Origin of the sequence: uncultured Methylibium sp. (genome assembly GCF_902826655.1) — a bacterium.
GTDB lineage: Bacteria > Pseudomonadota > Gammaproteobacteria > Burkholderiales > Burkholderiaceae_C > Methylibium.
Genome location: NZ_CADEFR010000029.1, coordinates 1 through 26,641, shown reverse-complemented (window position 1 = coordinate 26,641; position 26,641 = coordinate 1). Strand labels below are relative to the sequence as shown.

Sequence of the window (26,641 nt, the reverse complement as noted above, 5' to 3'; positions counted from 1 at the left end):
GCGTTCAGCGGTTGCGCGATTGCATGAACACGAGCTTCTCGAACAGCGTCACGTCCTGCTCGTTCTTCAGCAGCGCGCCCAGCAGCGGCGGGATCGCGACCTTGTCATCCTGGCTCTGCAGGGCCGACAACGGGATGTCCTCGGCCAGCAGCAGCTTGAGCCAGTCGAGCAGTTCGCTGGTGCTGGGCTTCTTCTTCAGCCCGGGCAGGCCACGCACGTCGTAGAAGCTCTTCAGCGCCGCGGCCAGCAGGTCCTTCTTCAGCCGGGGGAAGTGCACCTCGACGATCTGGCGCATCGTCTCGGCCTCGGGGAACTTGATGTAGTGGAAGAAGCAGCGGCGCAGGAAGGCGTCGGGCAACTCCTTCTCGTTGTTGCTGGTGATGAAGACCAGCGGCCGGTGCCTCGCCTGCACCAGCTCGCGCGTCTCGTAGACGTGGAACTCCATGCGGTCGAGCTCGCGCAGCAGGTCGTTGGGGAACTCGATGTCGGCCTTGTCGATCTCGTCGATCAGCAGGGCGACCGGCTGCTCGGCCGTGAAGGCCTGCCAGAGCGTGCCCTTGACGATGTAGTTGCGGATGTCCTTGACCTTCTCGTCGCCGACGCCGGACAGCTGGCTGTCGCGCAGCCGACTCACCGCGTCGTACTCGTACAGGCCCTGCTGGGCCTTGGTCGTGCTCTTGATGTGCCACTGCAGCAGCGGCAGCTTCAGCGCGCGCGCCACTTCCTCGGCCAGCATCGTCTTGCCGGTGCCCGGCTCGCCCTTGATCAGCAGCGGACGCTGCAGCGTGATCGCGGCATTGACCGCAAGCATCAGGTCCGGGGTGGCGACGTACTGGTCGGAACCGTTGAATTTCATGGCGCTGGGAGTGAGGGACGGCGAGGCGACGGTATGTCGGCGCCGACCGATTCAGTATAGGGGCGCCCTTATACTCCCGCGCCAGACTCAACCCCCCGCCGGACCATGAAGACTCTGTTCCCCGCGATGCTCGCGCTGTGCGCGCTGACCATCGGCACGACCGCGCACGCTCAGGACAAGGCCGGCGACGCTGCTGCCGGCCACAACAAGAACGCCATGTGCGTCGGCTGCCATGCGCTGCCGGGCTACCAGGCGAGCTTCCCGGAGATCCACAAGGTGCCGATGATCGCGGGCCAGAACGCCAAGTACATCGTCGCGTCGCTGAAGGCCTACAAGAAGGGCGAGCGCAAGCACCCGACGATGCGCGGCATCTCCGAGTCGCTGAGCGAGCAGGACATGGCCGATCTGGCGGCCTACTACGAAGCCGAAGGCGGCCCGCGCGCCGAACTGCCGGCCACGCCGGCCAAGGCGGCCGCGCCTCAGGTCGCCGAGCTGCTGAAGAAGGGCAACTGCGCCGCCTGCCACGGCGAGAACTTCAGCAAGCCCATCGACCCGAGCTACCCCAAGCTGTCCGGCCAGCATGCCGACTACCTGACGGTGGCGCTCAAGGCCTACCGCACCGAAGGCAACCCGCAGGTCGGCCGCGGCAACGCCATCATGGCGGCGCAGGCCAAGCCCTACACGCTGGCCGAGCTGAAGGCGATGGCGGCCTACATCGCCTCGCTGCCCGGCGACCTGAAGACGGTGCCGCAGGCGCGCTTCAAGTAAGTCCGGCGCCGCCGGCTCCCCCGCCAGCCGCCCGACCGCGAGGTCTGGCGGCTTTTTCGTGCCCGACTCGGGCGATCGCCGGCTACAGAACGGCGCGGCGCGGCCGATCTGAAGGAGTGGCAAGCCGTCGTGGAGAGCCCGTTGGGGGGCCAACATGTTGAAGCGCATTCCTGTCGACCAGCTGCGGCTGGGCATGCATCTGCACGAGCTCTGCGGTGCCTGGGTCGACCACCCGTTCTGGCGCTCGAAGTTCGTGCTGCGAGACTCCGCCGACCTCGAGAGCATCCGCGCCAGCAGCATCCGCGAGGCGGTGATCGATGTCGATCTGGGCCTCGACGTGGCGCCGGCTGCGGCGCCCGTCGCCGCCGTGGCCGTGCCGCCGCCTGCCGCGCCGGCTGCGGCCGAGCGCCCGCGCGAGCGGACGCAGGCGCGCGCGCAGCATCTGGCGCACGCGCGCAAGCTGGTGCGCCAGTCGCACCGCCAGGTGCTGTCGATGTTCAACGAGGTGCGCATGGGCCGCGCCGCCGACATGGACGGCGGCCGCCGCCTGGTCGACGAGATCGCCGGTTCGGTGATGGACAGCCCCGGCACCCTGGTGAGCCTCGTGCGTCTCAAGTCGGCGGATCAGTACACCTATCTGCATTCGGTGGCCGTGTGCGCGCTGATGGTGTCGCTGGGTCGCCAGCTCGGCCTGGCCGAGGACGCGGTGCGCGAGGCCGGCCTCGCCGGACTGATGCACGACCTGGGCAAGGCGATGATGCCGATGGACGTGCTCAACAAGCCCGGCAAGCTGACCGATGCCGAGTTCACCGTCATCAAGAGTCATCCGAAGCGCGGCCACGAACTTCTGGTCGAAGGCGGCAACGCCAGCGCCGAGGTGCTCGACGTGTGCCTGCACCACCACGAGAAGTTCGACGGCAGCGGTTCCCCCGAGCGGCTGTCCGGCGACGCCATCTCGCTGGTGGCCCGCATGGGCGCGGTCTGCGACGTCTACGACGCCGTCACCTCCGACCGCCCGTACAAGGCCGGCTGGAATCCGGCCGACGCGCTGCGGCAGATGGCGCAGTGGAAAGGGCACTTCGACCCGGTGGTGTTCCAGGCCTTCGTCAAGTCGATCGGCATCTACCCCGCGGGTTCGCTGGTGCGGTTGGCGTCGGGTCGGCTGGCCGTGGTGCTGGAGCAGAACGGCGGCTCGCTGCTGGCGCCGCGCGTCAAGGCCTTCTTCAGCACCAAGTCCAATCTGCGCATCGTGCCCGAGGAGATCGACCTCGCGGCGCCGCGTTGCAGCGACAAGATCGTCGCCGTCGAACCCCCCGAGCAGTGGCGCTTCCAGGACATCGACGAGCTGTGGGCCGGAGAGGCCGCGCGACCCTAGAGCCCGCTCCACGCTCTATACACTCGGGCGGTCCACCTCGCTCCCGCGACCACCGCCATGACGAAACGCCTGACGATCCTGGCCGGCCTCGCGCTGGCTGCCGCCGCCATCGCCGCGCCCGCCCAGACGCTGCGCTGGGCCACGCAGGGCGACATCCAGACCACCGACCCGCACTCGCAGAACGATTCGCTGACCAACGCGGTCAACGGCCAGGTCTACGAGACGCTCGTCAACGTCGGCAAGCAGCTCGAGCGCGTGCCCGAGCTCGCGACCGAGTGGCAGCAGCCCGATCCGCTGCTGTGGCGCTTCAAGCTGCGGCCGAACGTGAAGTTCCACGACGGCACCCCGTTCACGGCCGATGACGTGGTGTTCTCGGTGCAGCGCGCGGCGCAAGCCAGCTCGGACATCAAGGTCTACGCCAACGCGCTGGGCGAGGTCCGCAAGATCGATGCGCTGACGGTCGAGTTCCGGCTCAAGCAGGTCAATCCGATCTTCATGAACCACCTGGGCACGATCTTCATCATGAGCAAGGCCTGGAGCGAGCAGCACAAGGTGACGCGCCCGCTGGACTTCAAGGCCAAGGAAGAGAGCTACGCGTCGCTGCACCAGAACGGCACGGGCCCGTTCATGCTGGTGTCGCGCCAGCCCGACGTGAAGACCACCTACAAGCGCAACCCGGCCTGGTGGGGCCGCATGGAGGGCAATGTGCAGGAGGTCGTCTACACGCCGATCAAGAGCGACGCGACGCGTTCGGCGGCCCTGATCTCCGGCGAGCTCGATTTCGTGCTCGACCCGTCGCCGCAGGATGCGCCGCGGCTGCGCAACACGGCCGGCGTCCGGGTGGTCGACGGGCCCGAGAACCGCATCCTCTTCATCGGCATGGACCAGTCGCGCGATCAGCTGCTCTACGGCAAGGTCCCGGGCGATCGCAACCCCTTCAAGGATGTGCGCGTGCGCCGGGCGCTCTACCAGGCCGTCGACATCGAGACGCTCAGGACCAAGCTGATGCGCGGCCAGAGCCTCCCGACCGGCGGCCTGACGCCGTCGCCGCTGGGCACCTACAACGACCCCGTGCTGGAGAAGCGCCTGCCCTACGACCTGGCGGCGGCGAAGAAGCTGATGGCCGAGGCGGGCTACCCGCAGGGCTTCGAGGTCACGCTGGACTGCCCGAACAACCGCTACATCAACGACGAGGAGATCTGCCTCGCGCTGGCGGCGATGTGGTCGCAGCTGGGCGTCAAGCTCAAGGTCAACGCGATGCCGCGTGTCCTCTACTTCCCCAAGCTGCAGCGGCTGGACACGTCCATGTACCTGCTGGGCTGGGGCGGCGCGACCACCGATGCCGAGATCATCTTCACGCCGGTGATGCGCAGCCGCGGCGAGGGCGGCGTCGGCTCCTGGAACTTCGGCGACGTGAAGAACCCGAAGTTCGACGAGCTCGCCGCAACCTCGAGCCGCGAGCCCGATGCAGCGAAGCGCGAGACCCTGGTGAAGGCCGCGCTGGCCGAGTATCAGCAACAGGTGCACGCGATCCCGCTGCACCGCCAGGTGATCCCGTGGGCGGCGCGCAGCAACGTGAGCTTCGTGCACCGCGCCGACAACTTCTTCATCTGGCAGTGGGTCACCATCAAGTGACCGCATGCCGGGCGGTCAGCGCGTCGCGCGGCGCCTGACGCCCTCGATGTAGGCCTCGCCGTCGGGCGGCAGGCCGCTCTTCTGCGAGGCCCAGACCATCTCGCCCAGGCACTCCATCACCTCGTGGGCCGCCTCGTGGGCCGAGCCGCGGCGCGCGGCCAGCAGCTCGAAGGCCTGGCGGATGCCGCGCGGCTGATCGACGCTGAGCTGTTCGCTGATCGACAGATGCATCGACAGGTGCAGGAAGGGATTGGTGCGCCCGTTCTCGACGGTGTAGCTCGCCGCGACGGCGGCTTCGGCGTCGGCCAGGTCGGCGTGGTACTCGGGGTGCTGGGCGATCCAGTCGGCCGCCAGCGCCTCGATCGGCGCCAGCACCTCGCCGGCGCGCTGCTTGCGGAAGGCCTCGCAGAAGAAGCGGCGGACCTCGTGTTGTGACGGGCTGAACATTCCACAATTGTCGGGTCCTTCGCCCGACCCCGAGGTCCGCATGCAGATCACCACCGAGCAGCTCTTCGACGACGCGCGCACCCACAACGGCTGGCTCGATCGGCCGGTACCGGCGTCGACGCTGCGGCGCCTGTGGGACCTGCTGAAGTGGGGTCCGACCTCGGCCAACTGCAGCCCGCTGCGCGTGTGCTTCGTGTCGTCGCCCGCGGCGAAGGCGCAGCTCGTGCCGCTGATGTCGGCGGGCAACCGCGACAAGACCGCGCAGGCGCCGGTGACGGCGATCCTGGGCATGGACCTGGGCTTCGTCGACACGCTGCCGCAGCTGTTTCCGCACGTCGACGCGCGGCCCTGGTTCCAGGGCGAGGAGATGCTGCGCAACACCGCCTTTCGCAACAGCAGCCTGCAGGGCGGCTACTTCATCGTCGCGGCGCGCGCGCTGGGCCTGGACTGCGGGCCGATGAGCGGCTTCGACGCGGCCGCGGTCGATGCGGCCTTCTGGTCCGGCACGCGCGTGAAGACCAACTTCATCTGCAACCTGGGGCACGGCAACCCGGCCGAGCTCTTCGCGCGGAGCCCGCGCTTGTCGTTCGAGCAGGCGTGCCGGGTGCTGTGAGCTTCAGCGTCATCTCCGACCCGGTGTTCTGGGTCGTCGCCGTGCCCGCCGTCCTGATGATGGGACTGGCCAAGAGCGGCTTCGGCGCCGGCTTCGGCGCGCTGGCCACGCCGCTGATGGCGCTGGCGCTGCCCGTGCCGCAGGCCGCCGCGATCATGCTGCCGCTGCTGGCGGTGATGGACGCCTTCGGGCTGGCTGCGCTGTGGCGCGAGGCCGACCGCGCGCTGCTGAAGCTGCTGCTGCCGGCCGGCCTGCTGGGCACGCTGCTGGGGACGCTGAGCTTCGGGCTGATGCCGGCCCACGCGGTGGCCGGTATCGTCGGCGCGCTGACGCTGCTGTTCCTGGCCCAGCGGCTGTTCTTCCCGCCGCACGCCGATGCACCCGCGCCGCCGCGCTGGCTGGGCTTCGGCCTGGGGATCGCGGCGGGCTACACCAGCTTCGTCGCGCATGCCGGCAGCCCGCCGGTGATGGCCTACGTGCTGCCGCTGCGGCTTCAGCCCATGATCTTCACCGGGACGATGGCGGTCTTTTTCGCCGCGGTGAACGCCTCCAAGTGGATCCCGTATGCCTGGCTGGGCCTGATCGACGCGCGCAACCTCGCGACCTCGCTGCTGCTGATGCCGCTGGCGCCGGTGGGCGTGCTGATCGGCGTGCGGCTGGCGCGGCGCATGCGGCCGACGCTGTTCTACCGGCTGGTCTCGATCGGCATGTTCCTGACCGGCGCGAAGCTGCTCTGGGACGGCCTGCGCGGCTGAGCGCCCGCCCGCCGGTCGATGCGGGTTTCCTCGGTGCTTGTAATTATGAATTTTGTCGGCTAGTCTTCATCTATCCCACCCCCGACACCCCATGGCCGACCTCAGCGACCTCCAGCCCCTGACCGGCGCGATCCGCCCGGTGTCGCTGCACGAGGAAGTCGCCTCGCGGCTGCGCACGCTGATCTTCGAGCGCCAGCTGGCGCCCGGCCAGTGGGTCGACGAGCAGGCGCTGGCGCGCGACTGGGCGATCAGCCGCACGCCGGTGCGCGAGGCGCTGAAGGTGCTGGTCGCCGAGGGCCTGGTGACGCTGACGCCGCGCCGCGGCTGCGTGGTCACCGAGGTGTCGGAAGACGACGCCGAGCGGCTGTTCCCGGTGATGGCCCTGCTGGAGGGGCGCTGCGCCCACGAGGCCGCGCTGCATGCCAGCGACACCGAGCTGCGGGAGCTGGCGCAACTGCACGACACGCTGGAACGCCATGCCGCGGCGCGCGACATCGAGGCCTACTACCGCGCCAACCACGTCTTCCACAGCCGCGTGCAGGCGGTGGCCGGCAATCCCTGGCTGGGCCGGGCGACCGATCAGCTGCGCGTCTTCATGCGGCTGCTGCGCGGCCGCCAGCTGCACCAGCCGGGCCGCATCGACGATTCGATCGGCGAGCACCGCGAGCTGATCGAGGCGCTGCTCGCGCGCGACGCGGAGCGCGCCGGCCGCCTGATGCACGACCACCTGATGGCCCAGCTGGATGCGCTGAAGGCGCTGCGCGAGGCGGAGCGCGCAGCGGCCGCGCCGCGTCGCAAAGGCCGGGCGAGGGCGGCATGAGCGCGACGGGCCGCTCCCGAGCGCTCATCCCGCAGCGCGCAGCGCGGAGGGTCGTCCAGTGAGCCTGTGGCGCCTGTCGACCCACAACTCGCGCGGCCGCGGGGCGCCGCCGCCGACGCGTCGGCGCGTCGTGCCGCGGCCCGATCCGAAGCGGCTCGACCGCATCGCGCGCACCAGCCGCAAGCTGCTGTCCGAGCCCGGCGAGGCCAACAGCTTCGTCATCGCCGGCGATCTGCTCGACGAACTGCAGGCGCTGCCGCCGGAGCAGCACGCCGAGCTGTTCGCGCTGCTCGAGTCGCAGTTCGGGCCCGACCCGCAGGCGGTGCTGGGTGCGGCGCAACGCTACGCGGCCGAGCCCAGCGCCGCGGCGCTGATCGAACTGACGGCCCGCGCCGAGCCGCCGCGCCAGGAGCTGCTGCGCCGACTGAGCCGCGCGCCGGGCGGCATTGCCGCGATCGTCGCGCTGCGGCGGTCGCTGCTGGCGGCGCTGAAGACGCGCCCCGAGCTGGCGGCGGTCGAGGCCGACTTCCAGCACCTGCTGTCGTCCTGGTTCAACGCCGGCTTCCTGCAGATGGAGCGGGTCGACTGGAGTTCCAGCGCGGCGCTGCTCGAACGCATCATCGAGCACGAGGCCGTCCACGCGATCGACGGCTGGAACGACCTGCGCCGTCGGCTGCAGCCGGACCGCCGCTGCTTCGCCTTCTTCCATCCGCAGCTGCCGGGCGAGCCGCTGATCTTCGTCGAGGTCGCCCTGCTGGCCGAGATGCCCGAAGCCGTCGGGCCGCTGATCGACCCCGGCTCCGAGCCGCGCGCGCCGCGCGAGTTCAAGGTCGCGACCTTCTATTCGATCAGCAACTGCGAGCCCGGGCTCAAGGGCGTCTCGCTCGGCAACTTCCTGATCAAGCGCGTGGCCGAGCAGCTGAAGCACGAGCTGCCGCAGCTCAAGACCTTCTGCACCCTGTCGCCGATGCCGGGCTTTGCCGACTGGCTGCGCAAGAGTGGCGGCAGGACGCCGCGCCAGGAGCTGTCGACGCGCCAGCGCACACGGATGACCGAGGCCGATGCGGTGCTGCGCGCCGAGTTCGGCGCCGACCTCGCGGGGCTGGGCAGCGGCTTCTCGCCGGACCGGGCGAGCCCGGCCGGCCGCGAGGCGATCGAGCGGCTGGCGGCCCACTACCTCGCGCACGAGTCGGTCGAGCCCGGCGGCAACGCGGTGGCCAAGTTCCATCTCAACAACGGAGCGCGGCTCGAGCGCCTCAACTGGGCCGGCGACCGCAGTGCCAAGGGGCTGAAGCAGGCGCTGGGCATGATGGTCAACTACCTGTACAACCTCGACGAAGTCGAGTTGCAGCACGAGCGCTTCGTGCACGGCGAGGTGGTCAGTTCACGGCGCGTGGCGCGCAAGCTGTAGCGCGGGCTGCAGTCCTTCACGACAACAACGGAGACAAGTCCATGAGCAAACCGACGATCGCGGGTCGCCGCGGGACCCTGCACACCCTGGTCGCGCTCGCGGCCGCGCTGGCCACGCCGTGGGCGGCGGCGCAGGCCTGGCCCAGCAAGCCGGTGACCATCATCGTTCCCTTCCCGGCGGGCGGCGGCACCGACGCCTTCGCGCGGCCGCTGTCGGCGATCCTGACCAAGCAGGTCGGCCGCCAGGTCATCATCGACAACAAGGGCGGCGCGGGCGGCACGCTGGGCGCCGGCATCGCGGCCAAGTCGGCCCCCGACGGCTACACCTGGTTCATGGGCGCGGTGCACCATGCGATCGCGCCTTCGGTCTACCCCAAGCTCGACTACAACATCCAGACCGACCTGGTCCCGGTGGCGCTGATCTCCAAGGTGCCGCAGGTGGTGGTGGTCAACCCGGGCAAGATCCCGGCGAACAATCTCAAGGAGTTCCTGGCCTACGTGCGCGCCAACCCGGGCAAGGTCAACTACGGCTCGGCCGGCAACGGCACCTCGCACCACCTGGCGGGCGAGCTGTTCAAGATGCAGACCAAGACCTTCATCACCCACATTCCCTACCGCGGGGCCGGGCCGGCGCTGCAGGACCTGATCGCCGGGCAGGTGGACGTGATGTTCGACGGACTCGGTTCGTCGGCAGCGCACATCAAGGGCGGCCGCATCAAGGCGCTGGCGGTGGCGGCCGAGAAGCCGGCGCCGGGTTTCCCCAACATCCCGACCAGCATCGACGGCGGCGTGCCGACCTACCAGGTCTCGACCTGGTACGGCCTGTGGGCACCCAAGGGCACGCCCAGGGAGCTGATCGACCGCATGACGGCCGAGGTCACCAAAGCGCTCAATTCGCCCGAGCTGAAGGAAGCCTGGACCGGCATCGGCTCGGAGACACCGACACTGACCGGCGCGGCCTTCGGCGACTTCGTCAACGCCGAGATCGCGCGCTGGGCCGAGGTGGTCAAGGCGTCGGGCGCCAAGCTGGACTAGTGATGACAGCTCCCACGTCGCTGCGCTCCTGCCCCCCGAGGGGGCGCTCAGCCGCCTTGGGGCGGCCCGGCGGCGTCTGAGTCGAGGCCGAGTCATGTCCGGACACCTGCGCTTCGAGCGCGCTGCGCACGATGCGCGCGTCGGCCTGTTGACGCTGTCCAATCCGGGCAAGCACAACGCGATCAGCGTCGCGATGTGGCGGGAACTGCGCGAGATCGCCGCCGGCCTGGACGCGATGACGCCGACGCTGCACGCCGTGATCGTGCGCGGCGAGGCGCACGAGTTCGCGGCCGGCGCCGACATCGAGGAGTTTCCGGACTTTCGCTTCGACCGCGACCGGCTGCGCGCCTACCACGAGGGCCAGGTCGCGCCGGCGCTGCAGGCGCTGCGCGCCACCGACGTGCCGCTGATCGCGCAGATCGAGGGTGCCTGTGTCGGCGGCGGCCTGGAGATCGCGGCCTGCTGCGACCTGCGCATCGCGCAGCACGGCGCGCGCTTCGGCGTGCCGATCGCCAAGCTCGGCTTTCCGATGGCGCCGGCCGAGCTGGCCGTCGTGCTGGCCGTGGCCGGGCGCGACGGTGCGGCGGAGTTCCTGCTGGAGGCCCGGCTGATCGATGCCCCCACGGCCTTGCAGCGCGGGCTGGTGCAGCGGGTCGTGGCCGACACCGCCGCCGAGGCGCTGGCGACCGCCGGGCGGATCGCCGCGCTGCCGGCCAGCGTCGCGCGCGCCAACAAGCGCAGCCTGCGCCAGCTGCTGGCCGGGGGGCCGAGCGCCGCCGAACTCGAAGCACACTTCGGCTACGCGAACAGTGCCGTGCACCGCGAGGGCATCGCTGCCTTCAATGAACGGCGACCACCGAACTTCGAGACCGAAGACCCGTCATGAGCGCCCACAACGAGAACCTCTTCGTCGCCCTGCGCGCCGGATTCCCGGCCGACCTGGATCGCATCGCGATCGAGACCGACAGCGGCCTGGCCTACAGCTGGCGCGACCTCGACCGGGCGACGGCGATGATCGCCAACCTGCTGGACTCGCTGGACCTGCCGGCCGGCGCGCGGGTGGCCGCGCACACCGACAAGTCGGTCGAGGCGCTGCTGCTGTACCTGGCGACGCTGCGCGCAGGCTACGTCTACCTGCCGCTGAACAACGGCTACCAGCAGGCCGAGCTCGAGTACTTCATCGACAACGCCGAGCCGAGCGTCGTGGTCTGCACCGGCCGCAACTTCCACTGGGTCGGCAAGCTGGCCTTCCAGCGCGGCGTCGGTCACGTGTTCACCTTGAACGACGACCGCAGCGGCAGCCTCCTCGAGCGCGCCGCTCAGCACGCGGACCGGCACACGGCCGCGACCCGCAGCGCCGGTGACCTGGCCGCGATCCTCTACACCTCGGGCACGACCGGTCGCAGCAAGGGCGCGATGCTGAGCCACGGCAACCTGCTCAGCAACGCCCGCACCCTGCAGCGCTACTGGGACTGGCGCCCCGACGACGTGCTGATCCACGCCCTGCCGATCTTCCATGTGCATGGGCTGTTCGTGGCCTCGCACGGCGCGCTGATCAACGGCAGCACGATGCTGTGGCTGTCCAGGTTCGACCCGCGCGCGGTCGTCGAGCGCCTGCCGCGGGCGACGGTCTTCATGGGCGTGCCGACGCTCTATGTGCGCCTGCTGCAGGAGGCCGGGCTGACGCGCGCGGCCTGTGCGGCGATGCGGCTGTTCGTCTCGGGGTCGGCGCCCCTGCTGATCGAGACCTTCCGCGACTGGCAGGAGCGCACCGGGCACACCATCCTCGAGCGCTACGGCATGAGCGAGACCGTGATGCTGACCTCCAACCCCTGTCGGGCCGAGGACGGCACCCGCATCGGCGGCACAGTCGGCAAGGTGCTGCCGGGCGTGGGCCTGCGCATCACGGGGGAAGGCGGCGCGGTCGTGCCGGCCGGCGAGATCGGCAACGTCGAGGTCAGTGGAGCCGGCGTCTTCGGGGGCTACTGGCGCATGCCCGAGAAGACGGCGGAGGAGTTCACGGCCGACGGCTGGTTCCGCACGGGCGACGTCGGCCGCTTCGACGCCTCCGGCCACCTGACCATCGTGGGCCGCAGCAAGGACCTGATCATCAGCGGCGGCTACAACGTCTACCCGGCCGAGATCGAGGGCTACCTGAACGAGATGCCGGGGGTCGCCGAGTCGGCGGTCATCGGCGTCCCGCACCCGGACTTCGGCGAGGCGGTGGTCGCGGTGGTGGTCGGCAAGCCGGGCGAGGCACTGGACGCGGCGGCGATGACGGCCGGCCTGAAGGACCGCATCGCCGGATTCAAGGTGCCCAAGCGGGTGCTCGTCGTGCCCGACCTGCCGCGCAACGCGATGGGCAAGGTCCAGAAGAACCTGCTGCGCGAGCAGCAGCGCAGCCTCTTCAGCGGCTGAGCGAGCCGGCGACGTCGTCCTGCGACTCGAAGTAGCGCTGGGTGCCGAAGGCGATCGTCGCCATCAGCACCGAGGCGCCGACGATCAGCGCAGCGATCACGCCGAGCACCGCGAGCCAGCCGCTGCGCAGCGGCGGCCGGCCGGCATTGAAGCGCTGGTTCCAGCGCTCGTCGGGCGTCAGGCCGCAGACGATGGCGGCCAGCATGCCTGCCGCCAGCGAGAGGCCGAGCAGCGGGATCAGCACCCAGGCGATGCGGTCGTCCTGACCCAGATCCATCATGCGACGCACGCCGTAGGCGCCCAGCAGCGTCGGCGGCAGGTGCAGCCAGCCGCCGATGTCGCGCAGGCCGTGCAGGTAGAAGCGATGCAGTCCGAGCGCGCCGCCGGCGAAGGCCAGCCACGTGGCCAGGGTCTTGGAGCGGCCGCTCATCGCGGGCCGACGGTCGCGTACTCGACCGGCGCGGTCGCCGAACCCGGGCCGAGCGCGCGCTGCATGATCACGACATCGAGCCAGCGATCGAACTTCCAGCCGGCGCCGCGCATCACCCCGACGTCGTCGAAACCGAGCGCCCGGTGAACGCCGATCGAAGCCGCGTTCGCGCTGTCGCCGATGACGGCGAACATCTGGCGGGCGCCGAGCGCCTCGCAGCGCGCCAGCAGTTCGGCCAGCAGCAGCCGGCCGAGGCCTTGCCCGCGCGCGTCGGGGGCGAGGTAGACCGAGTCCTCGAGCGCAAACCGGTAGGCCGGCCGCGGGCGGAAGTGGTTGGCGTAGGCATAGCCCAGGACCGTGCCCGCCCGTTCGGCCACCAGCCAGGGCAGGCCCTTGGCGAGCACGTCGTCGCGCCGACGCGTCATCTCGGGGAGGGACGGCGGCTCGAGTTCGAAAGTGCCGCTGCCGTGTTCGACGTTCCAGGCGTAGATGGTCGTGATCGCGGGGAGATCGTCCGGCCGGCTGGGGCGCAGCAGCAGCCCGGTGAGGGGAGGGGCGACAGGCATGGGCGACGAGTTTATAATCGCGGGCTCCGGTGGCGGCCAGGACTCGGGTCCGCGGCGTATCTACGACACCGGCCCGGCAGCCTCTGGCTGCGATCGATTCGCTGGCCCGCGTGTCCCGGGCGACGTGGATCCTGCATACGACGCAAGGAAACATCATGGTCGTGATCCGACTCGCACGCGGCGGCTCCAAGAAGCGCCCGTTCTACAACATCGTCGCCGCTCCGCAGCGCAACCGTCGCGACGGTCGCTTCCTCGAGCGCGTGGGCTTCTACAACCCGGTCGCTGCCGGCGGCGAAGAGCCGCTGCGCGTGGCCTTCGACCGCATCGACCACTGGGTCGGCCTGGGCGCCCAGCTGTCGCCGACCGTGGCGCGGCTGGTGAAGGACGCCAAGGCGAAGGCGGCCCCGGCCGCCTGAGGCCCTTCGGGGCGTCCGACGTACTCGAGCGCGTGACCGTGCAGGGCGAGATCGTCGCCTGGCCTGAAGACGCGATCGAGGTCGGGCGCATCGTCGATGCCTGGGGCATCAAGGGCGGGATCAAGGTCCTGCCTTTCTCCTCGGATCCGCAAGCGCTGTTCTCCACGCGGCGCTGGTTCCTCAAGCCTCCCGAAGACAAGATCGTTCCGGCCGGCGCGTCGGCCCCGCCGGCGCTGCTGCGCGTCACCGATGCACGCGAGCAGGGCGACGTGATCGTCGCCACGGCGCAGGACGTCCCCGACCGCAATGCAGCCGAGTCCTTGCGCGGCTGCCGCGTGTTCGTGTCACGTGCCAGTTTCCCGACCGCCGATGTCGGCGAGTACTACTGGATCGATCTGATCGGACTGACGGTCGTGAACCGCCAGGGCGAGGCGCTCGGCGAGGTTGCCGATCTGCTCGACACCGGCGCCCACAGCGTGCTGCGCGTCGTCCCGGCCGCTGGCACGGACGCCGTTGCCTCGGCGGAGCGCCTCATTCCCTTCGTGGCTGCCTACATCGACGACGTGAGCCTGAGCCAGCGCCGCATCACGGTGGACTGGGGCCTCGATTACTGAGGCGCCGGCATGCGCTTCGACGTCCTGACGCTGTTCCCGGAGCTCTTTGCGCCCTTGCGCACGGTCGGTGTGACCCGGCGGGCCTTCGATGCCGGGCTGGTCGACCTGCGGCTGTGGCCGGTGCGCGACTTCGCGGACGACGCCTACCGGCGTGTCGACGACCGGCCCTATGGCGGCGGCCCAGGCATGGTGATGCTGGCCGAGCCGCTGGAGCGTGCGCTCGCTGCCGTTCGCACGTCCCAGATCGATGCCGGAGCGACGCGGACGCCGGTGCTGCTGTTCAGTCCGGCAGGCCGACCGATGAGCCAGGCCCGGATCGCCGAACTGGCCGGTGGCCCTGGCGCCGTGCTGGTCTGCGGGCGCTACGAGGGCATCGACCAGCGCTTCGTCGACCGCCACGTCGACGACGAGCTGAGCCTGGGCGATTTCGTCCTGTCCGGCGGCGAGCTGCCGGCGCTGGCCCTGCTGGACGCCGTGGCGCGGTTGCAGCCCGGTGTGCTGAACGACCAGGCGTCGCACCAGCAGGACAGCTTTTCGGACGGTCTGCTCGACTGTCCACACTACAGCCGGCCCGAGCGGCTGGAGGGGGGCGACGCGACCCGGGACGTTCCCGCGGTGCTGCTGTCGGGTCACCATGGCGACATCGCCCGCTGGCGGCGTGAGCGCCAGCTCGAACTGACCGCCCGGCGCCGGCCGGACCTGATCGCGGCAGCCCGGGCCGCAGGCCGCTTGTCGGTGGCCGACGAGCGCTACCTGGGCTCGCTGGGCGCAGCTGGCCTATAATCTGTGGCTTTTCGATCCTCTGCCAGGCCCTCGTTTCACCCGCCGCCCCGGCGCGTGAAGCTTCCCCACCGGGACCGGTCGCGCTGGCACGATCACTTGGAGATCCCATGGACCTGATCCAGACCCTCGAGCAAGAGGAAATTGCTCGCCTGAGCAAGACCATCCCGGCCTTCGCGCCGGGCGACACGGTCATCGTGAGCGTCAACGTCGTCGAAGGCACGCGCAAGCGCCTGCAAGCCTACGAAGGCGTCGTCATCGCCAAGCGCAATCGTGGGCTCAACAGCTCGTTCATCGTGCGCAAGATCTCCAGCGGAGAAGGCGTCGAGCGGACCTTCCAGCTCTACAGCCCGCTGATCGCGTCGATCGAGGTCAAGCGCCGCGGCGACGTGCGCCGCGCCAAGCTGTACTACCTGCGCAGCCGCAGCGGCAAGTCGGCGCGCATCAAGGAGAAGCTCGCGTAAGCGAGCTCCCGCGCGATCTTGCAGGCCGCCCTCCGGGCGGCCTTGTCATTTCGGAGCGCCTAAGCTTGTCCACGATGCAACGCGTGCCCGTCCTCGACCCTCGCGGCGTACCGGTGATCGGCAACGACGCGCACCTGCCTGCCGTCGGCGCCGAGCGACTGAGCGCAGCGGCCCTGCGCCAGCGCTTCCTGGCGCCGCCGGCGTGGCAGGTCGAGTTCCCGGGGGACGGCCGGCTGATCGATCGGGAACCCGCCGACGCTTCGGTGCTGGTGCCGCTGGTGATGCGCGGCGGCGACCTGTCCGTGCTGCTGACCCAGCGCACCGACCACCTGCACGACCACGCCGGACAGATCAGCTTCCCAGGCGGGCGTGCCGAGCCGCACGACGACGATGCGATCGCCACCGCGCTGCGAGAGACCGAGGAAGAGGTCGGCCTGCCCCGCCACCACATCGAGATCATCGGTCAGCTGCCGACCTACACCACGGTGACCAACTTCGTCGTCACGCCGGTCGTCGCGCTGATCGAGCCCGGGTTCACCGTCCAGCCCGACCCTTTCGAGGTCGCCGAGGTGTTCGAGGTGCCGCTCGCCTTCCTGATGAACCCGACCCACCACCAGCGCCACGCGATCGACTGGAGCGGCGGAAGGCGCGAGTTCTATTCGATGCCCTGGCGGCCGCAGCCACAGGCGCCGGATTACTTCATCTGGGGCGCCACGGCCGCGATGCTGCGCAACTTCTATCGCTTCCTCAGTGCCTGAGCCAGCCGCGGCGCGGGCCGCCTGCGAGAGGCCGCTCGCTATCATCGCCGCATGAGTTTCTTTGCGGTCCTGCTGGCCCTCGTCATCGAGCAACTGAGGCCTCTGCCACGCCAGAACCGCATCCACGACTCGCTGGTCGCCTGGACCCGCTGGACGGGCCGCAACTTCGACGCCGGGCGCGATCACCATGCCTGGGTCGTGTGGACGATCAACGTGGCCCTGCCGGCGGTGCTGGTGTTCGTCGTGCATCTGCTGCTGACGCGCTTCAACCTGATGCTGGCGCTGGCTTGGGACATCGTCGTGCTCTACCTGACCCTGGGCTTCCGCCAGTTCAGCCACTACTTCACCGACATCCGCAACGCGCTGGAGCGTGGCGACGAGATCCAGGCGCGCCGCCTGCTGGCCGAATGGCGCCAGCTCGACGCGAGCGACCTGCCGCACACCGAACTCCTGCGCCATGTGATCGAGCACTCGCTGCTGGCGGCGCACCGTCACGTGTTCGGCGTGTTCTTCTGGTTCGTGCTGCTGTCCTCGCTCGGGCTCGGTCCGGCCGGCGCGGTGTTGTACCGCCTGGCCGAGTTCTCCAGCCGCTACTGGGCGTTTCGCAGCCGCACCGTCGGCGTGCCGATCAACGAGCGGCTGATGCAGCGCTCGCAGCAGCTGTTCACCTGGATCGACCACGTGCCCGCGCGACTCACGGCCTTCGGCTTCGCCGTGGTCGGCGACTTCGAGGAAGCGATCGCCTGCTGGCGGCGCGATGCCGGGCTCTGGCGATCGGGCAACGACGGCATCATCCTGGCCGCTGCGGCCGGTGCCGTCGGGGTGAGACTGGGAGGCAGTGCGCCTCCGCCGTTGACGCCCGAACGCAGCCGCGGCTTCACGGCCGGCGGCAGCACCGAGGACACCGATGCGGCGGGCTCGACGCCGGGTCTGCCGCCCGAACTCGGCCACCTGCGCAGCGTCGTCGGGCTGGTGTGGCGCTCGGTGGTGCTGTGGATGCTCTTGCTGGCCCTGCTGAGCCTGGCCAACCTGGTCGGTTGAGACCGGCGTCCCTGCCGCTCGCTCAGAGCGCGGGCTTGGTCTTCACGAAGTCCGCGACGTCGTCGAGGACCGGTGCGATCCAGCGCAGCGGTCGCGCAAAGGCGCCGGCCAGCGTCACATGGTTGGCGCGTTCGTACCAGCGCAGCGTGACATCGGTGCCGGCGCGTTGCAGGCGTTGTGCCAGTTGCTCGGTATTGCGCTGCGGGTTGACCAGCGAATCGGTCCGGGCCGCCCCGAGGAAGCTGCGGATCGCCTGCCGGTCGGCATGACGGATCGGCTGCGACTCGGGCGGCTCGTTCGGATGATGGAAGACTGGCCGCACATCGGGGTTGACGACGGGAATGAAGTCGTAGGGCCCCGCCAGGCCGATCCAGCCGGCCAGCTGCTTCGGGCTCAGATCCAGCGGCGCCAGCCAACGCTCGTCGAGCGCGAGCATCGCGGCGTTGTAGGCACCTGCGCTGTGACCCATCACGAACACGCGTTGTGCGTCGCCCGCCAGCCGCGGTGCTTCGCGCAGCGCGTAGGCCAGTGCGCGGGCGCAGTCGTGCAGGAAGTCCGGATAGCTGACCTGCGGGTAGAGCCGGTAGTCGGCGACCAGCGCGAGCAGGCCCTGCGAAGCGAGCGCCTCGCCGACGAAGCGGTAGTCGGCGCGCGAGCCGGTGTTCCACGAGCCGCCGTAGAAGAACAGCACGACGGGGTAGCCGCCGGCAGGCGCTGGGCCGCGTGGCTGGTAGATGTCCAGACGCTGACGCGGGTCGTCGCCGTAGGCGACGTCGGCGGTGAGCGTGTGCGTGTCGCCGGGCAGCCAGGCGTTGAGCACCCGTGCCGGCGAGCACCCGGCCAGTGCCAGCGCACCGCCGGTCAGTCCCCCTGTCAACAGCACGCGACGAATGTTCATCCGTTGCGATACGCGCGCCGCTGCGTCGCGGATGCCGGCCGGCGTCAGCCGGCCAGGCGGGTCCGGTGGCGCGCGATCTGCGCCCGGACCTGGGTCGGGGCGGTGCCCCCGAGCACGCCGCGCGCGTCGAGCGAGCCGCGCAGCGTCAGCACCGGCCGCACGTCCTCGCCGATGCTCGGGTGGAAGGTCTGAAGCGCCGACAGCGGCAGCTCGCCGAGGTCGACCCCCTGGGCGATGGCCGCCTTGACGGCGTGGGCCACGACCTCGTGCGCATCGCGGAACGGCAGGCCCTTCTTCACCAGATAGTCCGCCAGATCGGTGGCCGTCGCGTAGCCGCGCTTCGCGGCACGTTCCATGGCCTCGGGCTTGACCGTGATGCCGCCGACCAGCTCCGCAAAGATCCGCAGCGTGTCCTTCAGCGTGTCGACGGTGTCGAACAGCGGTTCCTTGTCTTCCTGGTTGTCCTTGTTGTAGGCCAGCGGCTGGCCCTTCATCAGCGTGACGAGCGACACCAGGTGGCCGACGACGCGGCCGGTCTTGCCGCGCGCCAGCTCCGGCACATCGGGATTCTTCTTCTGCGGCATGATCGACGAGCCGGTGCAGAAGCGATCGGCCAGGTCGATGAAGCCGAAGCTCTGACTCATCCACAGGATCAATTCTTCGCTCAGGCGCGACACGTGGACCATGCACAGCGTCGCGGCAGCGGTGAATTCGATCGCGAAGTCGCGGTCGCTCACGGCGTCGAGCGAGTTCTGGCACACGCCGTCGAAGCCCAGGCTGCGAGCGACGCGTTCGCGATCGAGCGGATAGCCCGTGCCGGCCAGCGCCGCAGCGCCCAGCGGCAGCCGATTGGTGCGGCGGCGCACATCGGCCATGCGCTCGGCATCGCGCGCGAACATCTCGACGTAGGCCAGCAGGTGGTGGCCGAAGCTCACCGGCTGCGCGACCTGCAGGTGGGTGAAGCCCGGGAGGATGACGTCAGCGTTCGGCTCGGCCACGTCGACCAGCGCGAGCTGCAGCGCTGCGAGCAGGCCGGTGATCGCATCGATCTCGTCGCGCAGCCAGAGCCGCACGTCGGTGGCGACCTGGTCGTTGCGCGAGCGTCCGGTGTGCAGCCGTTTGCCGGCGTCGCCGACCAGCTGCGTCAGCCGCGCCTCGATGTTGAGGTGCACGTCCTCGAGCTCGAGCTTCCAGCTGAAGCGCCCGGCCTCGATCTCCTCGCGGATCTGCGCCATGCCGCGCTCGATCGCGGCGAGGTCCTCGCTGCCGAGGATGCCCTGCGCGGCCAGCATCTCGGCATGCGCCAGCGAGCCGGCGATGTCCGCGCGCCACAGGCGTTGGTCGAAGCCGATGCTCGCGGTGTAGCGCTTCACCAGGTCGCTCATCGGCTCGGAGAACAGCGCCGACCAGGCCTGCGACTTCTTGTCGAGTTGGTTGTCTTTGCTCATGGTCCGACCCGCCGACGGTGCTTGCCGCGGGTCGTGAAGGTTGTGGACAATCGATTGTAGGAGTCCCCGCCGAGTGAACCGCGCCCCAGAACCCACCGATGTCGGCCCGAATGCGATCGACGCCGATGCGGCAGGTGGCGTGGAGTCGCCGCCGCTCAGCACCGGGTTCGGCAGCTTCGGGGGCTTCGAGCCGGCGCGCGAATCCTCGGCCGACATGCAGCCCGAGCGCTCGGCCTTCGACGTCTGCCATGTCGGCGTGGTGTTGCGCGCGGTGCTGTTCCTGCACGGTGTGCTGGCGCTCGGCGCAGCATTCGTCGCGCGCGATGTTGCTGGCTGGGGCCTGCTGCTGACCGAGGCCTCGGGCGTCGGCATGCCGGCATTGCTGTGCTGGCTCCTGACGGCCTGCCTGGCCCAGCGGCGGCTGGCGCGGCTGCCGATCGGCCCGCAGTGGGTAGCGGCGACGCTCGCGGGCGCTGCCTGGGGCCTGGCCGCGTGGTGGCTCTGGGGCGAGCTCCAGTGGGCGGCGTCGCCCCGTGCCGAGGGTTTGAGGACCCTGGCCGTTGCAGCGACGGGTGCGGCGATGGCGGCGGCCTTCTTCCATTGGTTGCGGCAGCGGGCACGGCTCGAGCGGCCGGCAGCGACGACCGCCAGGCTGGCCGAGTTGCAGTCGCGCATTCGCCCGCACTTCCTGTTCAACACGCTGAACACGGCGATCGCCCTGGTGCGCATCGATCCGTCGCGGGCGGAAGCGGTGCTCGAGGATCTGGCCGAGCTCTTTCGCGTGGCGCTCGGCGACACGGGTGCGCAGGCCGCCGCCAGCCTGCGCGACGAGGTCGAGCTGGCACGGCGCTATCTTGCGATCGAGCAGATCCGCTTCGGCGAGCGCCTGCAGGTGCGCTGGGAGATCGATCCGCAGGCCGACGGCGCCCGCCTGCCGCCCTTGCTGCTGCAGCCGCTGGTCGAGAACGCAGTCAAGCACGGTATCGAGCCGTCGCCGCGCGGCGGGACCATGCGGGTGCGCACCCGCGTCCGGCGCGGCCAGGTCGAGATCCTGGTGGCCAACAGCGTGCCGCAGCAGGCTTCGGTGCCCGGGCACGGCATGGCCCTGCGCAACGTGCGCGAGCGGCTGCGGCTGATGCACGACGTCGCCGCGGACTTCCGCGCGGGCCGCGACGGCGACGTGTATCGCGTGCAGATCGTGGTGCCGCTGTGAGCGACGCGCTGAGAGTGCTCATCGTCGACGACGAGCCCCTGGCCCGATTGCGGCTGGCGCAACTGGTGCGCGACGTGGCGGCCACCGCCGATCCGGCGGCCGAGGTGATCGGCGAGCTGTCGCACGGTGACGAGGCCTTGTCCTGGCTGGCCCGTCAGCGTGCGGACGTGCTGCTGCTCGACATCCAGATGCCCGGCCTGGACGGCATGGCGCTGGTCGCGCGGCTGCAGGCGCTGCCGCAGCCGCCCGCGGTCGTGTTCGTGACCGCGCACGCAGAGCACGCGCTGCGCGCCTTCGAGCTCGAGGCGACCGATTACCTCACCAAGCCCGTCAAGCGCGAACGCCTGCAAGCGGCGCTCGCGCGCGCGGCACGTCGCTCCGCCGGTGCGACGGCGGACGAGGCGGTGATCGTCGTCAGCGAGCGCGGCCGCCTCGTGCGCGTGCCGTTGGCGGAAGTCCTCTACCTGAAGGCCGAGCTCAAGTACGTCACCCTGAGGACCGCGCTGCACACCTACGTACTCGACGACCCGCTGACCGAGATCGAGCAGCGCCTCGGCGACCGCTTCCTGCGAGTCCACCGCAATGCCATCGTGGCCAAGGTCGCGGTGCGCGCCCTGGAGCGCCGCGCGAGCGAGGAAGAGGGTGCCGAGGGCTGGGCGGTGCGCGTGGCGCCGACCGACGAATGGCTGGCGGTGTCGCGTCGCCAGGCGGGTGCCGTGCGGGAGGCGCTGGCCGCCGGGGGGCTCTGAGCGCCGTGCGGCTGATCGACCGCCACGGATAATCAGGCCGATGCATCCGGCCGCCTTGCTCGACCTTGCCACCGAACTGCTCCGCAAGGTCCTCGCTTTCGATGCGCCGGCCGACGGCGTGCTGTCGAGCTTCTTCCATCAGCATCGTGGTCTTGGCCAGCGCGAGCGTCACACCTTGGCGGAGACCACCTATGCGGTGCTGCGACGCCGCCTGCTCTTTCAGCATCTGGCGCAGTCCGGCCGCGGCCCGCTCGAGCGGCGATTGGTCCTGCTGGGTTGGCAAGGCGGCGACGATTTCGTGCGCACCGCTCTGGCGCCCGACGAACGCGAGTGGGTCGGCCGGGCGCGCGGCGTCGATCTGTCAACCTTGCCCGACCGATTGCGCCACAACCTGCCCGACTGGCTGGCCGATCCGTTGAGGAGCACGCTCGGTGACGCCGAGTTCTGGCCCCTGGTCGAGAGTCTCAACGCGCCGGCGCCACTCGACCTGCGCGTGAACGCGCTGCGGGCCAGGCGCGAGGACGTGACGGTGGCGCTGCGCGACGCGGGGGTCGAGGCCGTAGCGACACCGCACTCGCCCTGGGGTCTGCGGGTTCAGGGCAAGCCTGCGCTCAACAAACTGGAGGTCTTCAGTCGCGGCGACGTCGAGGTTCAGGACGAGGGCAGCCAGTTGCTCGCGTTGCTGACGGAGGCACGACGGGGCGAGATGGTGGTCGACTTCTGCGCCGGCGCCGGCGGCAAGACGCTGGCGCTGGGGGCGATGATGCGCAACACCGGGCGTCTGTACGCTTTCGACGTGTCCGGACACCGGCTCGAAGCGCTCAAGCCGCGCATGGCACGCAGCGGTCTGTCGAATGTCCATCCGGCCCAGATCGCGCACGAGCGGGACGAGCGGATCAAGCGCCTGGCCGGCAAGATCGACCGGGTGCTGGTCGACGCGCCTTGCTCGGGCCTGGGTACCTTGCGCCGCAATCCCGACCTCAAGTGGCGTCAGTCGCCGCAGGCGATCGAGGAGCTGCGCGCCAAGCAGCAAGCCATCCTGACCAGTGCCGCGCGCCTTGTGAAGCCCGGAGGGCGCCTCGTCTACGCGACCTGCAGCCTGCTCGAAGCCGAGAACGAGGCGATCGCCGAGTCCTTCCTGGCGTCCCAGCGTGACTTTGTCGCGCTCCCGGCCCTGGAGGCCCTTGAGCGTCAGAAACTGACCGGAGCCGCCGGCCTGGTACGCGGCAGCTATCTTCGTTTATGGCCTCATCGGCACGCAACGGACGGCTTCTTTGCTGCAATCTGGCAGAAACGCTAGCTTTGGCCTGGAGGAACGTTTTGCGGGCCGCCCGGTCCGAAATCCTTGTCCGATCCGGGAAAGTCCGTAGTTTCCCCGGGCGGCCGAGCACATCGGCACCTACAATCCCGCAGCAATCAGCAAAGGATAGTGATGGACTGGGTTTCGACGATGTGGGACGGCGCGGTTAGCGGTCTGGCCCAGGGGTATCTCGACGCGACGTGGTGGCAGGTGCTTGCCTACACCCTGGTGGCGACGCATATCACGATCGCCGCGGTGACGATCTTCCTGCACCGTTCGCAGGCCCACCGGGCGCTCGATCTCCACCCCACCGTGATGCACTTCTTCCGGGCCTGGCTGTGGCTGACCACGGGCATGGTGACCAAGGAGTGGGTGGCGATCCATCGCAAGCACCACGCCAAGTGCGAGACTGAGGACGACCCGCACAGCCCGCAGACGCGCGGCATCAAGACTGTGCTGCTGACCGGCAGCGAGCTCTACCGCCACGAGGCCAAGAACCAGGAGACGCTCGCCAAGTTCGGCCACGGCACGCCCGACGACTGGATCGAGCGCAATCTGTACACCCGCTACAGCTGGCAGGGTGTGGGCCTGTGCCTCCTGGTGAACCTGTTCCTCTTCGGTGCGATCGGCGCTGCGGTGTGGGCGGTCCAGATGCTGTGGATCCCGATCACCGCCGCCGGCATCATCAACGGCATCGGCCATTGGTGGGGTTATCGCAGCTTCGAGGCGCCGGATGCATCGACCAACATCTCGCCATGGGGAATCATCATCGGCGGCGAGGAACTGCACAACAACCACCACACCTACCCGACCTCGGCCAAGCTCTCGGTCAAGCCCTATGAGTTCGACATCGGCTGGCTCTACATCAGCGTGCTGCAGAAGCTCGGCTTGGCCACAGTGCGCAAGACGCCGCCCCGGTTGGCGCTCGGTGCGGTCAAGCCGGTGGCCGACAGCAAGACCCTCGAGGCGATCATCGCGAACCGTTACGAGCTGATGGCCGGCTATGGCCGTGAGCTCCGGGCCGCTTGCCACACTGAACTGACGCGCCTGAAAGCTCAAGGGCAGCGCGACACGACGAAATGGAAGCAACTGCGCCTCGCCAAGCGCTGGCTGCACCGCGACGACGACCGCATCCCTCAGGCCGTGCGTTCCGACGTCGCGACCGCGCGTGCCGAACACCCAGTGCTCGACAAGCTGGTGACGATGCGCGAGGAACTGCGACTGCTCTGGACGCGCACCAACGTGTCGGCCGAACAGCTGGTCGCCGATCTCCAGGCCTGGTGTCGCAAGGCCGAAGAGAGTGGCATCGCGGCCCTGCAGGACTTCGCCATGCGCTTGCGCGCGGCGCACGCCTGACGCTCGAAGGAATCGCGGGTTCGACCCGCAAAGAAAAGGCGCCCCGAGGGGCGCCTTTCTCTTGGAGCGAAGCCGGAGACCTACTTCAGCTTCACTTCCTTGTAGGCGACGTGCTTGCGCGCCTTGGGGTCGAACTTCATCAGCTCCATCTTCTCGGGATGCAGCTTCTTGTTTTTGTCGGTCGTGTAGAAATGACCGGTACCGGCCGTCGACTCCAGCTTGATCTTCTCGCGTCCACCTTTGGCCATGATCTTCTCCTAGCTCAGAGTTCGCCCTTGGCACGCAGGTCGGCGACGACCTGATCGATGCCGACCTTGTCGATGAGGCGCAGCGCGGCGTTCGTGACGCGCAGGCGCACCCAGCGGTTCTCGGTCTCGAGCCAGAAGCGGCGGTACTGCAGGTTCGGCAGGAAGCGACGCTTGGTTTTGTTGTTGGCGTGGGAGACGTTGTTCCCCACCATCGGGCCTTTGCCCGTGACTTGACAGACGCGTGCCATGACGCTTCTCCGTTCGATGTGATCCACTCGGGCGCCGAGGGACGCCCGGCGAAGCCTTGCATTATAGCGAGGAAACGCCGGCTAGACACCTGGCCCCGCCGGGCTCGCTCCGATCAGTCCTGTTCGAGGAAGCGCTGCGCGTCGAGCGCCGCCATGCAACCGGTGCCGGCGCTGGTGATGGCCTGGCGGTAGACATGGTCCTGCACGTCCCCGGCGGCGAAGACCCCGGGCACGCTGGTCATCGTGGCCAGGCCCGTCAGGCCGGAGCGCGTCAGGATGTAGCCATCCTTCATCTCGATCTGGCCCTGGAAGATCTCGGTGTTGGGCCGGTGCCCGATGGCGATGAAGCAACCCTTGAGCGCGATGTCCTGCGTCCGGCCGGTCTGCGTGTGTTTGACGCGGACCCCGGTCACCCCGCTGGCATCCCCCAGCACCTCGTCGAGCACGTGGAAGAGCTTGAGCTCGATCTTGCCGGCTGCAACTTTCTCCATCAGCTTGTCCACCAGGATCGCTTCGGCCTTGAACTTGTCGCGCCGGTGCACCAGCGTGACCTTGCTCGCGATGTTCGACAGGTACAGCGCTTCCTCGACCGCCGTATTGCCCCCGCCCACCACGCAGACCTGCTGGTCGCGATAGAAGAAGCCGTCGCAGGTCGCGCAGCCGCTGACGCCCCGGCCCATGAAGGCCTCCTCGGACGGCAGCCCCAGGTACTGCGCGGATGCGCCAGTGGCCAGGATCAGGGCGTCGCAGGTGTAGGTGCCGGCGTCGCCGGTCAGGGTGAACGGTCGTTTCGACAGGTCGACCCGGTTGACGTGGTCGAACACGATCTCGGTGCCGAAGCGCTGGGCGTGCTCCAGGAAACGCTGCATCAGGTCCGGTCCTTGCACGCCCATGACATCGGCCGGCCAGTTGTCGACCTCGGTGGTGGTCATCAGTTGCCCACCCTGGGCCAGGCCGGTGATCAGGACCGGCTGCAGGTTTGCACGGGCCGCGTACACCGCCGCCGTGTAGCCGGCGGGGCCGGAACCGAGGATCAGGACTTTGGCGTGCTTGCTCATGAGGCGTGTGGGTTGGATGGGAAACGAAGCGGGATCAGGGACGATCCGGGTTTGTGAGCGCTGACCTTCGGTTAGAGTTCGAGCGGGACATTTCTCACGTTCCGCGGCATGGCGATCCGGCCGGGGAATTGTAGGTAGTGCTGTCATGTGCCGCCGCAAGGTGGCCTATGGCCTCGATAGACCAACCAGAGCGAAGGTGATCCGATGGCGATGCTGTCCAACCTTGACCTGATCCGGCGCGTGCCGTTGTTCTCGCTGCTCACCGGCGAGCAGGCGCAGGCCATCGCAGAGGGCGTGATCAAGCGCCGCTACCGACGCGGCGAGGTCATCGTCGAGCAGGGCACCAAGTCCAACGCGCTCTACATCCTGCTCACCGGCCGCGCCAGGGTCGTGACGGCCGATGCCCGGGGCCGTGAGGTGATCCTCGCCGTGCTGCAGCCCGGCGACTACCTGGGCGAAATGAGCCTCATCGACAACGAACCGCACTCCGCGACCGTGCGCGCCGAGGTGCAGTGCGATGTGCTGGTGCTGGGTCGCGCCGAGTTCGCGCGCTGCCTGCCCGAAAACTCGAGTCTCTCGTACGCCATCATGCGCGGGCTCGTCGCCCGCCTGCGCGCTGCCGATCGGCAGATCGAGTCTCTGGCGCTGCTCGACGTCTATGGCCGCGTCGCGCGGGCCCTGCTCGACATGTCCGAGGAAGGCGCCGAGTACAAGTTGATCCGCAACAAGGTCTCTCGGCAGGACCTGGCCAAGGTCGTGGGTGCGTCCCGCGAGATGGTCAGCCGCGTGATGAAGGACCTGGAAGAGCGTGGTTTCATCCAGACCCAGGAGAACGGCGCGGTCCACATCATGGAGCGCCTGGCCCATCGCTAGCTGTGACGTTCCGATAGGTTGTTCATCCGTTCCTGATTTGGGAAGCTGG

General features: G+C 69.4%; 30 protein-coding genes. 21 read left to right on the top strand and 9 right to left on the bottom strand.

Annotated elements, in window-relative coordinates:
• Positions 1–4: 4 nt before the first annotated feature.
• Positions 5–856 carry a MoxR family ATPase gene (locus QZV97_RS12785; RefSeq protein ID WP_295642509.1) on the bottom strand — a complete coding sequence of 284 codons (852 nt, stop codon included), beginning with the start codon at positions 854–856 and terminating at the stop codon, positions 5–7.
• A gap of 105 nt (positions 857–961) precedes the next feature.
• Between QZV97_RS12785 and QZV97_RS12780 the strand changes: the two genes are divergently transcribed.
• The 3 genes from QZV97_RS12780 to QZV97_RS12770 all read left to right on the top strand — a co-directional run bounded on the left by QZV97_RS12780 (position 962) and on the right by QZV97_RS12770 (position 4,634).
• Positions 962–1,624, top strand: coding sequence for a c-type cytochrome (locus QZV97_RS12780; protein ID WP_295642506.1), 663 nt, complete (start codon positions 962–964; stop codon positions 1,622–1,624).
• A 154-nt stretch (positions 1,625–1,778) separates the two neighbouring features.
• The gene (locus QZV97_RS12775) at positions 1,779–2,999 is read left to right on the top strand and encodes an HD-GYP domain-containing protein (RefSeq protein WP_295642504.1); all 1,221 of its coding nucleotides are present in this window, start codon (positions 1,779–1,781) and stop codon (positions 2,997–2,999) included.
• Positions 3,000–3,056: 57 nt separating this feature from the next.
• Positions 3,057–4,634, top strand: coding sequence for an ABC transporter substrate-binding protein (locus QZV97_RS12770; RefSeq protein ID WP_295642501.1), 1,578 nt, complete (start codon positions 3,057–3,059; stop codon positions 4,632–4,634).
• Positions 4,635–4,649: 15 nt separating this feature from the next.
• Here the strand turns inward: QZV97_RS12770 and QZV97_RS12765 are convergent, their stop codons facing one another.
• Complete coding sequence (locus QZV97_RS12765; protein WP_295642498.1) at positions 4,650–5,081, bottom strand: DUF1841 family protein; 432 nt, start codon at positions 5,079–5,081, stop codon at positions 4,650–4,652.
• Positions 5,082–5,121: 40 nt separating this feature from the next.
• Here QZV97_RS12765 and QZV97_RS12760 point away from each other — a divergent pair, with 40 nt between their 5' ends.
• The 7 genes from QZV97_RS12760 to QZV97_RS12730 all read left to right on the top strand — a co-directional run bounded on the left by QZV97_RS12760 (position 5,122) and on the right by QZV97_RS12730 (position 12,132).
• Positions 5,122–5,694, top strand: coding sequence for a malonic semialdehyde reductase (locus QZV97_RS12760; protein WP_295642496.1), 573 nt, complete (start codon positions 5,122–5,124; stop codon positions 5,692–5,694).
• On the top strand, positions 5,691–6,449 hold the full coding sequence (locus QZV97_RS12755) for a sulfite exporter TauE/SafE family protein (RefSeq protein WP_295642493.1): 759 nt from the start codon (positions 5,691–5,693) through the stop codon (positions 6,447–6,449). The genes QZV97_RS12760 and QZV97_RS12755 overlap by 4 nt, the downstream gene beginning before the upstream one ends.
• Positions 6,450–6,540: 91 nt before the next feature.
• Positions 6,541–7,269, top strand: coding sequence for a GntR family transcriptional regulator (locus tag QZV97_RS12750; RefSeq protein WP_295642490.1), 729 nt, complete (start codon positions 6,541–6,543; stop codon positions 7,267–7,269).
• 58 nt (positions 7,270–7,327) lie between these two features.
• Positions 7,328–8,680, top strand: coding sequence for a malonyl-CoA decarboxylase (locus QZV97_RS12745; protein WP_295642486.1), 1,353 nt, complete (start codon positions 7,328–7,330; stop codon positions 8,678–8,680).
• 41 nt (positions 8,681–8,721) lie between these two features.
• Positions 8,722–9,714, top strand: a complete 993-nt coding sequence (locus tag QZV97_RS12740; RefSeq protein ID WP_295642483.1) for a tripartite tricarboxylate transporter substrate binding protein — start codon at positions 8,722–8,724, stop codon at positions 9,712–9,714.
• A gap of 94 nt (positions 9,715–9,808) precedes the next feature.
• Positions 9,809–10,600 (top strand): enoyl-CoA hydratase-related protein, encoded by a 792-nt coding sequence (locus QZV97_RS12735; RefSeq protein WP_295642481.1) that lies wholly within the window; start codon positions 9,809–9,811, stop codon positions 10,598–10,600.
• Positions 10,597–12,132: a malonyl-CoA synthase gene (locus QZV97_RS12730; protein ID WP_295642477.1), complete on the top strand. Its 1,536-nt coding sequence runs from the start codon at positions 10,597–10,599 to the stop codon at positions 12,130–12,132. The genes QZV97_RS12735 and QZV97_RS12730 overlap by 4 nt, the downstream gene beginning before the upstream one ends.
• On the opposite strand, the gene QZV97_RS12725 is transcribed toward QZV97_RS12730, so the two are convergent.
• Both QZV97_RS12725 and QZV97_RS12720 read right to left on the bottom strand, forming a co-directional pair.
• Positions 12,122–12,562 carry an NINE protein gene (locus QZV97_RS12725; RefSeq protein ID WP_295642474.1) on the bottom strand — a complete coding sequence of 147 codons (441 nt, stop codon included), beginning with the start codon at positions 12,560–12,562 and terminating at the stop codon, positions 12,122–12,124. The two genes, QZV97_RS12730 and QZV97_RS12725, sit on opposite strands and share 11 nt — an antisense overlap.
• On the bottom strand, positions 12,559–13,128 hold the full coding sequence (locus QZV97_RS12720; protein ID WP_295642471.1) for a GNAT family N-acetyltransferase: 570 nt from the start codon (positions 13,126–13,128) through the stop codon (positions 12,559–12,561). The genes QZV97_RS12725 and QZV97_RS12720 overlap by 4 nt, the downstream gene beginning before the upstream one ends.
• Positions 13,129–13,283: 155 nt before the next feature.
• On the opposite strand from QZV97_RS12720, the gene rpsP reads away from it, so the two are divergent.
• The 6 genes from rpsP to QZV97_RS12690 all read left to right on the top strand — a co-directional run bounded on the left by rpsP (position 13,284) and on the right by QZV97_RS12690 (position 17,201).
• Positions 13,284–13,544 (top strand): 30S ribosomal protein S16, encoded by a 261-nt coding sequence (gene rpsP / locus QZV97_RS12715; protein WP_295642468.1) that lies wholly within the window; start codon positions 13,284–13,286, stop codon positions 13,542–13,544.
• 32 nt (positions 13,545–13,576) lie between these two features.
• Entirely contained in the window at positions 13,577–14,158 is a 582-nt protein-coding gene (rimM, locus tag QZV97_RS12710) for a ribosome maturation factor RimM (protein WP_295642465.1), read from the top strand.
• A 9-nt stretch (positions 14,159–14,167) separates the two neighbouring features.
• Positions 14,168–14,941 (top strand): tRNA (guanosine(37)-N1)-methyltransferase TrmD, encoded by a 774-nt coding sequence (trmD, locus tag QZV97_RS12705; protein WP_295642462.1) that lies wholly within the window; start codon positions 14,168–14,170, stop codon positions 14,939–14,941.
• A gap of 107 nt (positions 14,942–15,048) precedes the next feature.
• A complete protein-coding gene (rplS, locus tag QZV97_RS12700) occupies positions 15,049–15,402 on the top strand; it encodes a 50S ribosomal protein L19 (RefSeq protein ID WP_295642459.1) in 354 nt (117 codons plus the stop codon).
• A 74-nt stretch (positions 15,403–15,476) separates the two neighbouring features.
• A complete protein-coding gene (locus tag QZV97_RS12695; RefSeq protein ID WP_295642456.1) occupies positions 15,477–16,160 on the top strand; it encodes a CoA pyrophosphatase in 684 nt (227 codons plus the stop codon).
• A gap of 51 nt (positions 16,161–16,211) precedes the next feature.
• On the top strand, positions 16,212–17,201 hold the full coding sequence (locus tag QZV97_RS12690) for a CobD/CbiB family protein (RefSeq protein ID WP_295642453.1): 990 nt from the start codon (positions 16,212–16,214) through the stop codon (positions 17,199–17,201).
• Between the two features lie 22 nt (positions 17,202–17,223).
• On the opposite strand, the gene QZV97_RS12685 is transcribed toward QZV97_RS12690, so the two are convergent.
• Entirely contained in the window at positions 17,224–18,099 is an 876-nt protein-coding gene (locus QZV97_RS12685) for an alpha/beta hydrolase (protein WP_295642450.1), read from the bottom strand.
• A gap of 44 nt (positions 18,100–18,143) precedes the next feature.
• The gene (gene argH, locus QZV97_RS12680) at positions 18,144–19,547 is read right to left on the bottom strand and encodes an argininosuccinate lyase (RefSeq protein ID WP_295642447.1); all 1,404 of its coding nucleotides are present in this window, start codon (positions 19,545–19,547) and stop codon (positions 18,144–18,146) included.
• Positions 19,548–19,620: 73 nt separating this feature from the next.
• Here argH and QZV97_RS12675 point away from each other — a divergent pair, with 73 nt between their 5' ends.
• The 4 genes from QZV97_RS12675 (at position 19,621) to QZV97_RS12660 (ending at position 24,165) form a co-directional block, all read left to right on the top strand.
• The gene (locus tag QZV97_RS12675; protein ID WP_295642444.1) at positions 19,621–20,760 is read left to right on the top strand and encodes a histidine kinase; all 1,140 of its coding nucleotides are present in this window, start codon (positions 19,621–19,623) and stop codon (positions 20,758–20,760) included.
• Positions 20,757–21,509: a LytTR family DNA-binding domain-containing protein gene (locus QZV97_RS12670; RefSeq protein WP_295642441.1), complete on the top strand. Its 753-nt coding sequence runs from the start codon at positions 20,757–20,759 to the stop codon at positions 21,507–21,509. The genes QZV97_RS12675 and QZV97_RS12670 overlap by 4 nt, the downstream gene beginning before the upstream one ends.
• Positions 21,510–21,549: 40 nt before the next feature.
• A complete protein-coding gene (locus tag QZV97_RS12665; protein WP_295642437.1) occupies positions 21,550–22,809 on the top strand; it encodes an RsmB/NOP family class I SAM-dependent RNA methyltransferase in 1,260 nt (419 codons plus the stop codon).
• Between the two features lie 132 nt (positions 22,810–22,941).
• Positions 22,942–24,165 carry a fatty acid desaturase gene (locus tag QZV97_RS12660; RefSeq protein ID WP_295642434.1) on the top strand — a complete coding sequence of 408 codons (1,224 nt, stop codon included), beginning with the start codon at positions 22,942–22,944 and terminating at the stop codon, positions 24,163–24,165.
• An 80-nt stretch (positions 24,166–24,245) separates the two neighbouring features.
• Here the strand turns inward: QZV97_RS12660 and rpmG are convergent, their stop codons facing one another.
• The 3 genes from rpmG to trxB form a co-directional block, all read right to left on the bottom strand.
• Positions 24,246–24,413, bottom strand: coding sequence for a 50S ribosomal protein L33 (rpmG, locus tag QZV97_RS12655; protein ID WP_011828714.1), 168 nt, complete (start codon positions 24,411–24,413; stop codon positions 24,246–24,248).
• Between the two features lie 14 nt (positions 24,414–24,427).
• Positions 24,428–24,661 carry a 50S ribosomal protein L28 gene (rpmB, locus tag QZV97_RS12650; RefSeq protein ID WP_295642548.1) on the bottom strand — a complete coding sequence of 78 codons (234 nt, stop codon included), beginning with the start codon at positions 24,659–24,661 and terminating at the stop codon, positions 24,428–24,430.
• A 113-nt stretch (positions 24,662–24,774) separates the two neighbouring features.
• On the bottom strand, positions 24,775–25,719 hold the full coding sequence (gene trxB, locus QZV97_RS12645) for a thioredoxin-disulfide reductase (RefSeq protein WP_295642429.1): 945 nt from the start codon (positions 25,717–25,719) through the stop codon (positions 24,775–24,777).
• 204 nt (positions 25,720–25,923) lie between these two features.
• On the opposite strand from trxB, the gene QZV97_RS12640 reads away from it, so the two are divergent.
• Positions 25,924–26,592: a Crp/Fnr family transcriptional regulator gene (locus QZV97_RS12640; RefSeq protein ID WP_295642427.1), complete on the top strand. Its 669-nt coding sequence runs from the start codon at positions 25,924–25,926 to the stop codon at positions 26,590–26,592.
• Positions 26,593–26,641: the final 49 nt, after the last annotated feature.

Coding starts and splice junctions, on each gene's coding strand:
- trmD (WP_295642462.1), top strand. CDS start 14,168: ATGCGCTTCGACGTCCTGACGCTGTTCCCGGAGCTCTTTGCGCCCTTG.
- argH (WP_295642447.1), bottom strand. CDS start 19,547: ATGAGCAAAGACAACCAACTCGACAAGAAGTCGCAGGCCTGGTCGGCG.
- QZV97_RS12690 (WP_295642453.1), top strand. CDS start 16,212: ATGAGTTTCTTTGCGGTCCTGCTGGCCCTCGTCATCGAGCAACTGAGG.
- QZV97_RS12785 (WP_295642509.1), bottom strand. CDS start 856: ATGAAATTCAACGGTTCCGACCAGTACGTCGCCACCCCGGACCTGATG.
- QZV97_RS12665 (WP_295642437.1), top strand. CDS start 21,550: ATGCATCCGGCCGCCTTGCTCGACCTTGCCACCGAACTGCTCCGCAAG.
- QZV97_RS12640 (WP_295642427.1), top strand. CDS start 25,924: ATGGCGATGCTGTCCAACCTTGACCTGATCCGGCGCGTGCCGTTGTTC.
- QZV97_RS12740 (WP_295642483.1), top strand. CDS start 8,722: ATGAGCAAACCGACGATCGCGGGTCGCCGCGGGACCCTGCACACCCTG.
- QZV97_RS12735 (WP_295642481.1), top strand. CDS start 9,809: ATGTCCGGACACCTGCGCTTCGAGCGCGCTGCGCACGATGCGCGCGTC.
- QZV97_RS12725 (WP_295642474.1), bottom strand. CDS start 12,562: ATGAGCGGCCGCTCCAAGACCCTGGCCACGTGGCTGGCCTTCGCCGGC.
- rpmB (WP_295642548.1), bottom strand. CDS start 24,661: ATGGCACGCGTCTGTCAAGTCACGGGCAAAGGCCCGATGGTGGGGAAC.
- QZV97_RS12660 (WP_295642434.1), top strand. CDS start 22,942: ATGGACTGGGTTTCGACGATGTGGGACGGCGCGGTTAGCGGTCTGGCC.
- QZV97_RS12730 (WP_295642477.1), top strand. CDS start 10,597: ATGAGCGCCCACAACGAGAACCTCTTCGTCGCCCTGCGCGCCGGATTC.
- QZV97_RS12780 (WP_295642506.1), top strand. CDS start 962: ATGAAGACTCTGTTCCCCGCGATGCTCGCGCTGTGCGCGCTGACCATC.
- rplS (WP_295642459.1), top strand. CDS start 15,049: ATGGACCTGATCCAGACCCTCGAGCAAGAGGAAATTGCTCGCCTGAGC.
- QZV97_RS12765 (WP_295642498.1), bottom strand. CDS start 5,081: ATGTTCAGCCCGTCACAACACGAGGTCCGCCGCTTCTTCTGCGAGGCC.
- QZV97_RS12720 (WP_295642471.1), bottom strand. CDS start 13,128: ATGCCTGTCGCCCCTCCCCTCACCGGGCTGCTGCTGCGCCCCAGCCGG.
- rpmG (WP_011828714.1), bottom strand. CDS start 24,413: ATGGCCAAAGGTGGACGCGAGAAGATCAAGCTGGAGTCGACGGCCGGT.
- rpsP (WP_295642468.1), top strand. CDS start 13,284: ATGGTCGTGATCCGACTCGCACGCGGCGGCTCCAAGAAGCGCCCGTTC.
- QZV97_RS12760 (WP_295642496.1), top strand. CDS start 5,122: ATGCAGATCACCACCGAGCAGCTCTTCGACGACGCGCGCACCCACAAC.
- QZV97_RS12775 (WP_295642504.1), top strand. CDS start 1,779: ATGTTGAAGCGCATTCCTGTCGACCAGCTGCGGCTGGGCATGCATCTG.
- QZV97_RS12685 (WP_295642450.1), bottom strand. CDS start 18,099: ATGAACATTCGTCGCGTGCTGTTGACAGGGGGACTGACCGGCGGTGCG.
- trxB (WP_295642429.1), bottom strand. CDS start 25,719: ATGAGCAAGCACGCCAAAGTCCTGATCCTCGGTTCCGGCCCCGCCGGC.
- QZV97_RS12695 (WP_295642456.1), top strand. CDS start 15,477: ATGCAACGCGTGCCCGTCCTCGACCCTCGCGGCGTACCGGTGATCGGC.
- QZV97_RS12750 (WP_295642490.1), top strand. CDS start 6,541: ATGGCCGACCTCAGCGACCTCCAGCCCCTGACCGGCGCGATCCGCCCG.
- QZV97_RS12770 (WP_295642501.1), top strand. CDS start 3,057: ATGACGAAACGCCTGACGATCCTGGCCGGCCTCGCGCTGGCTGCCGCC.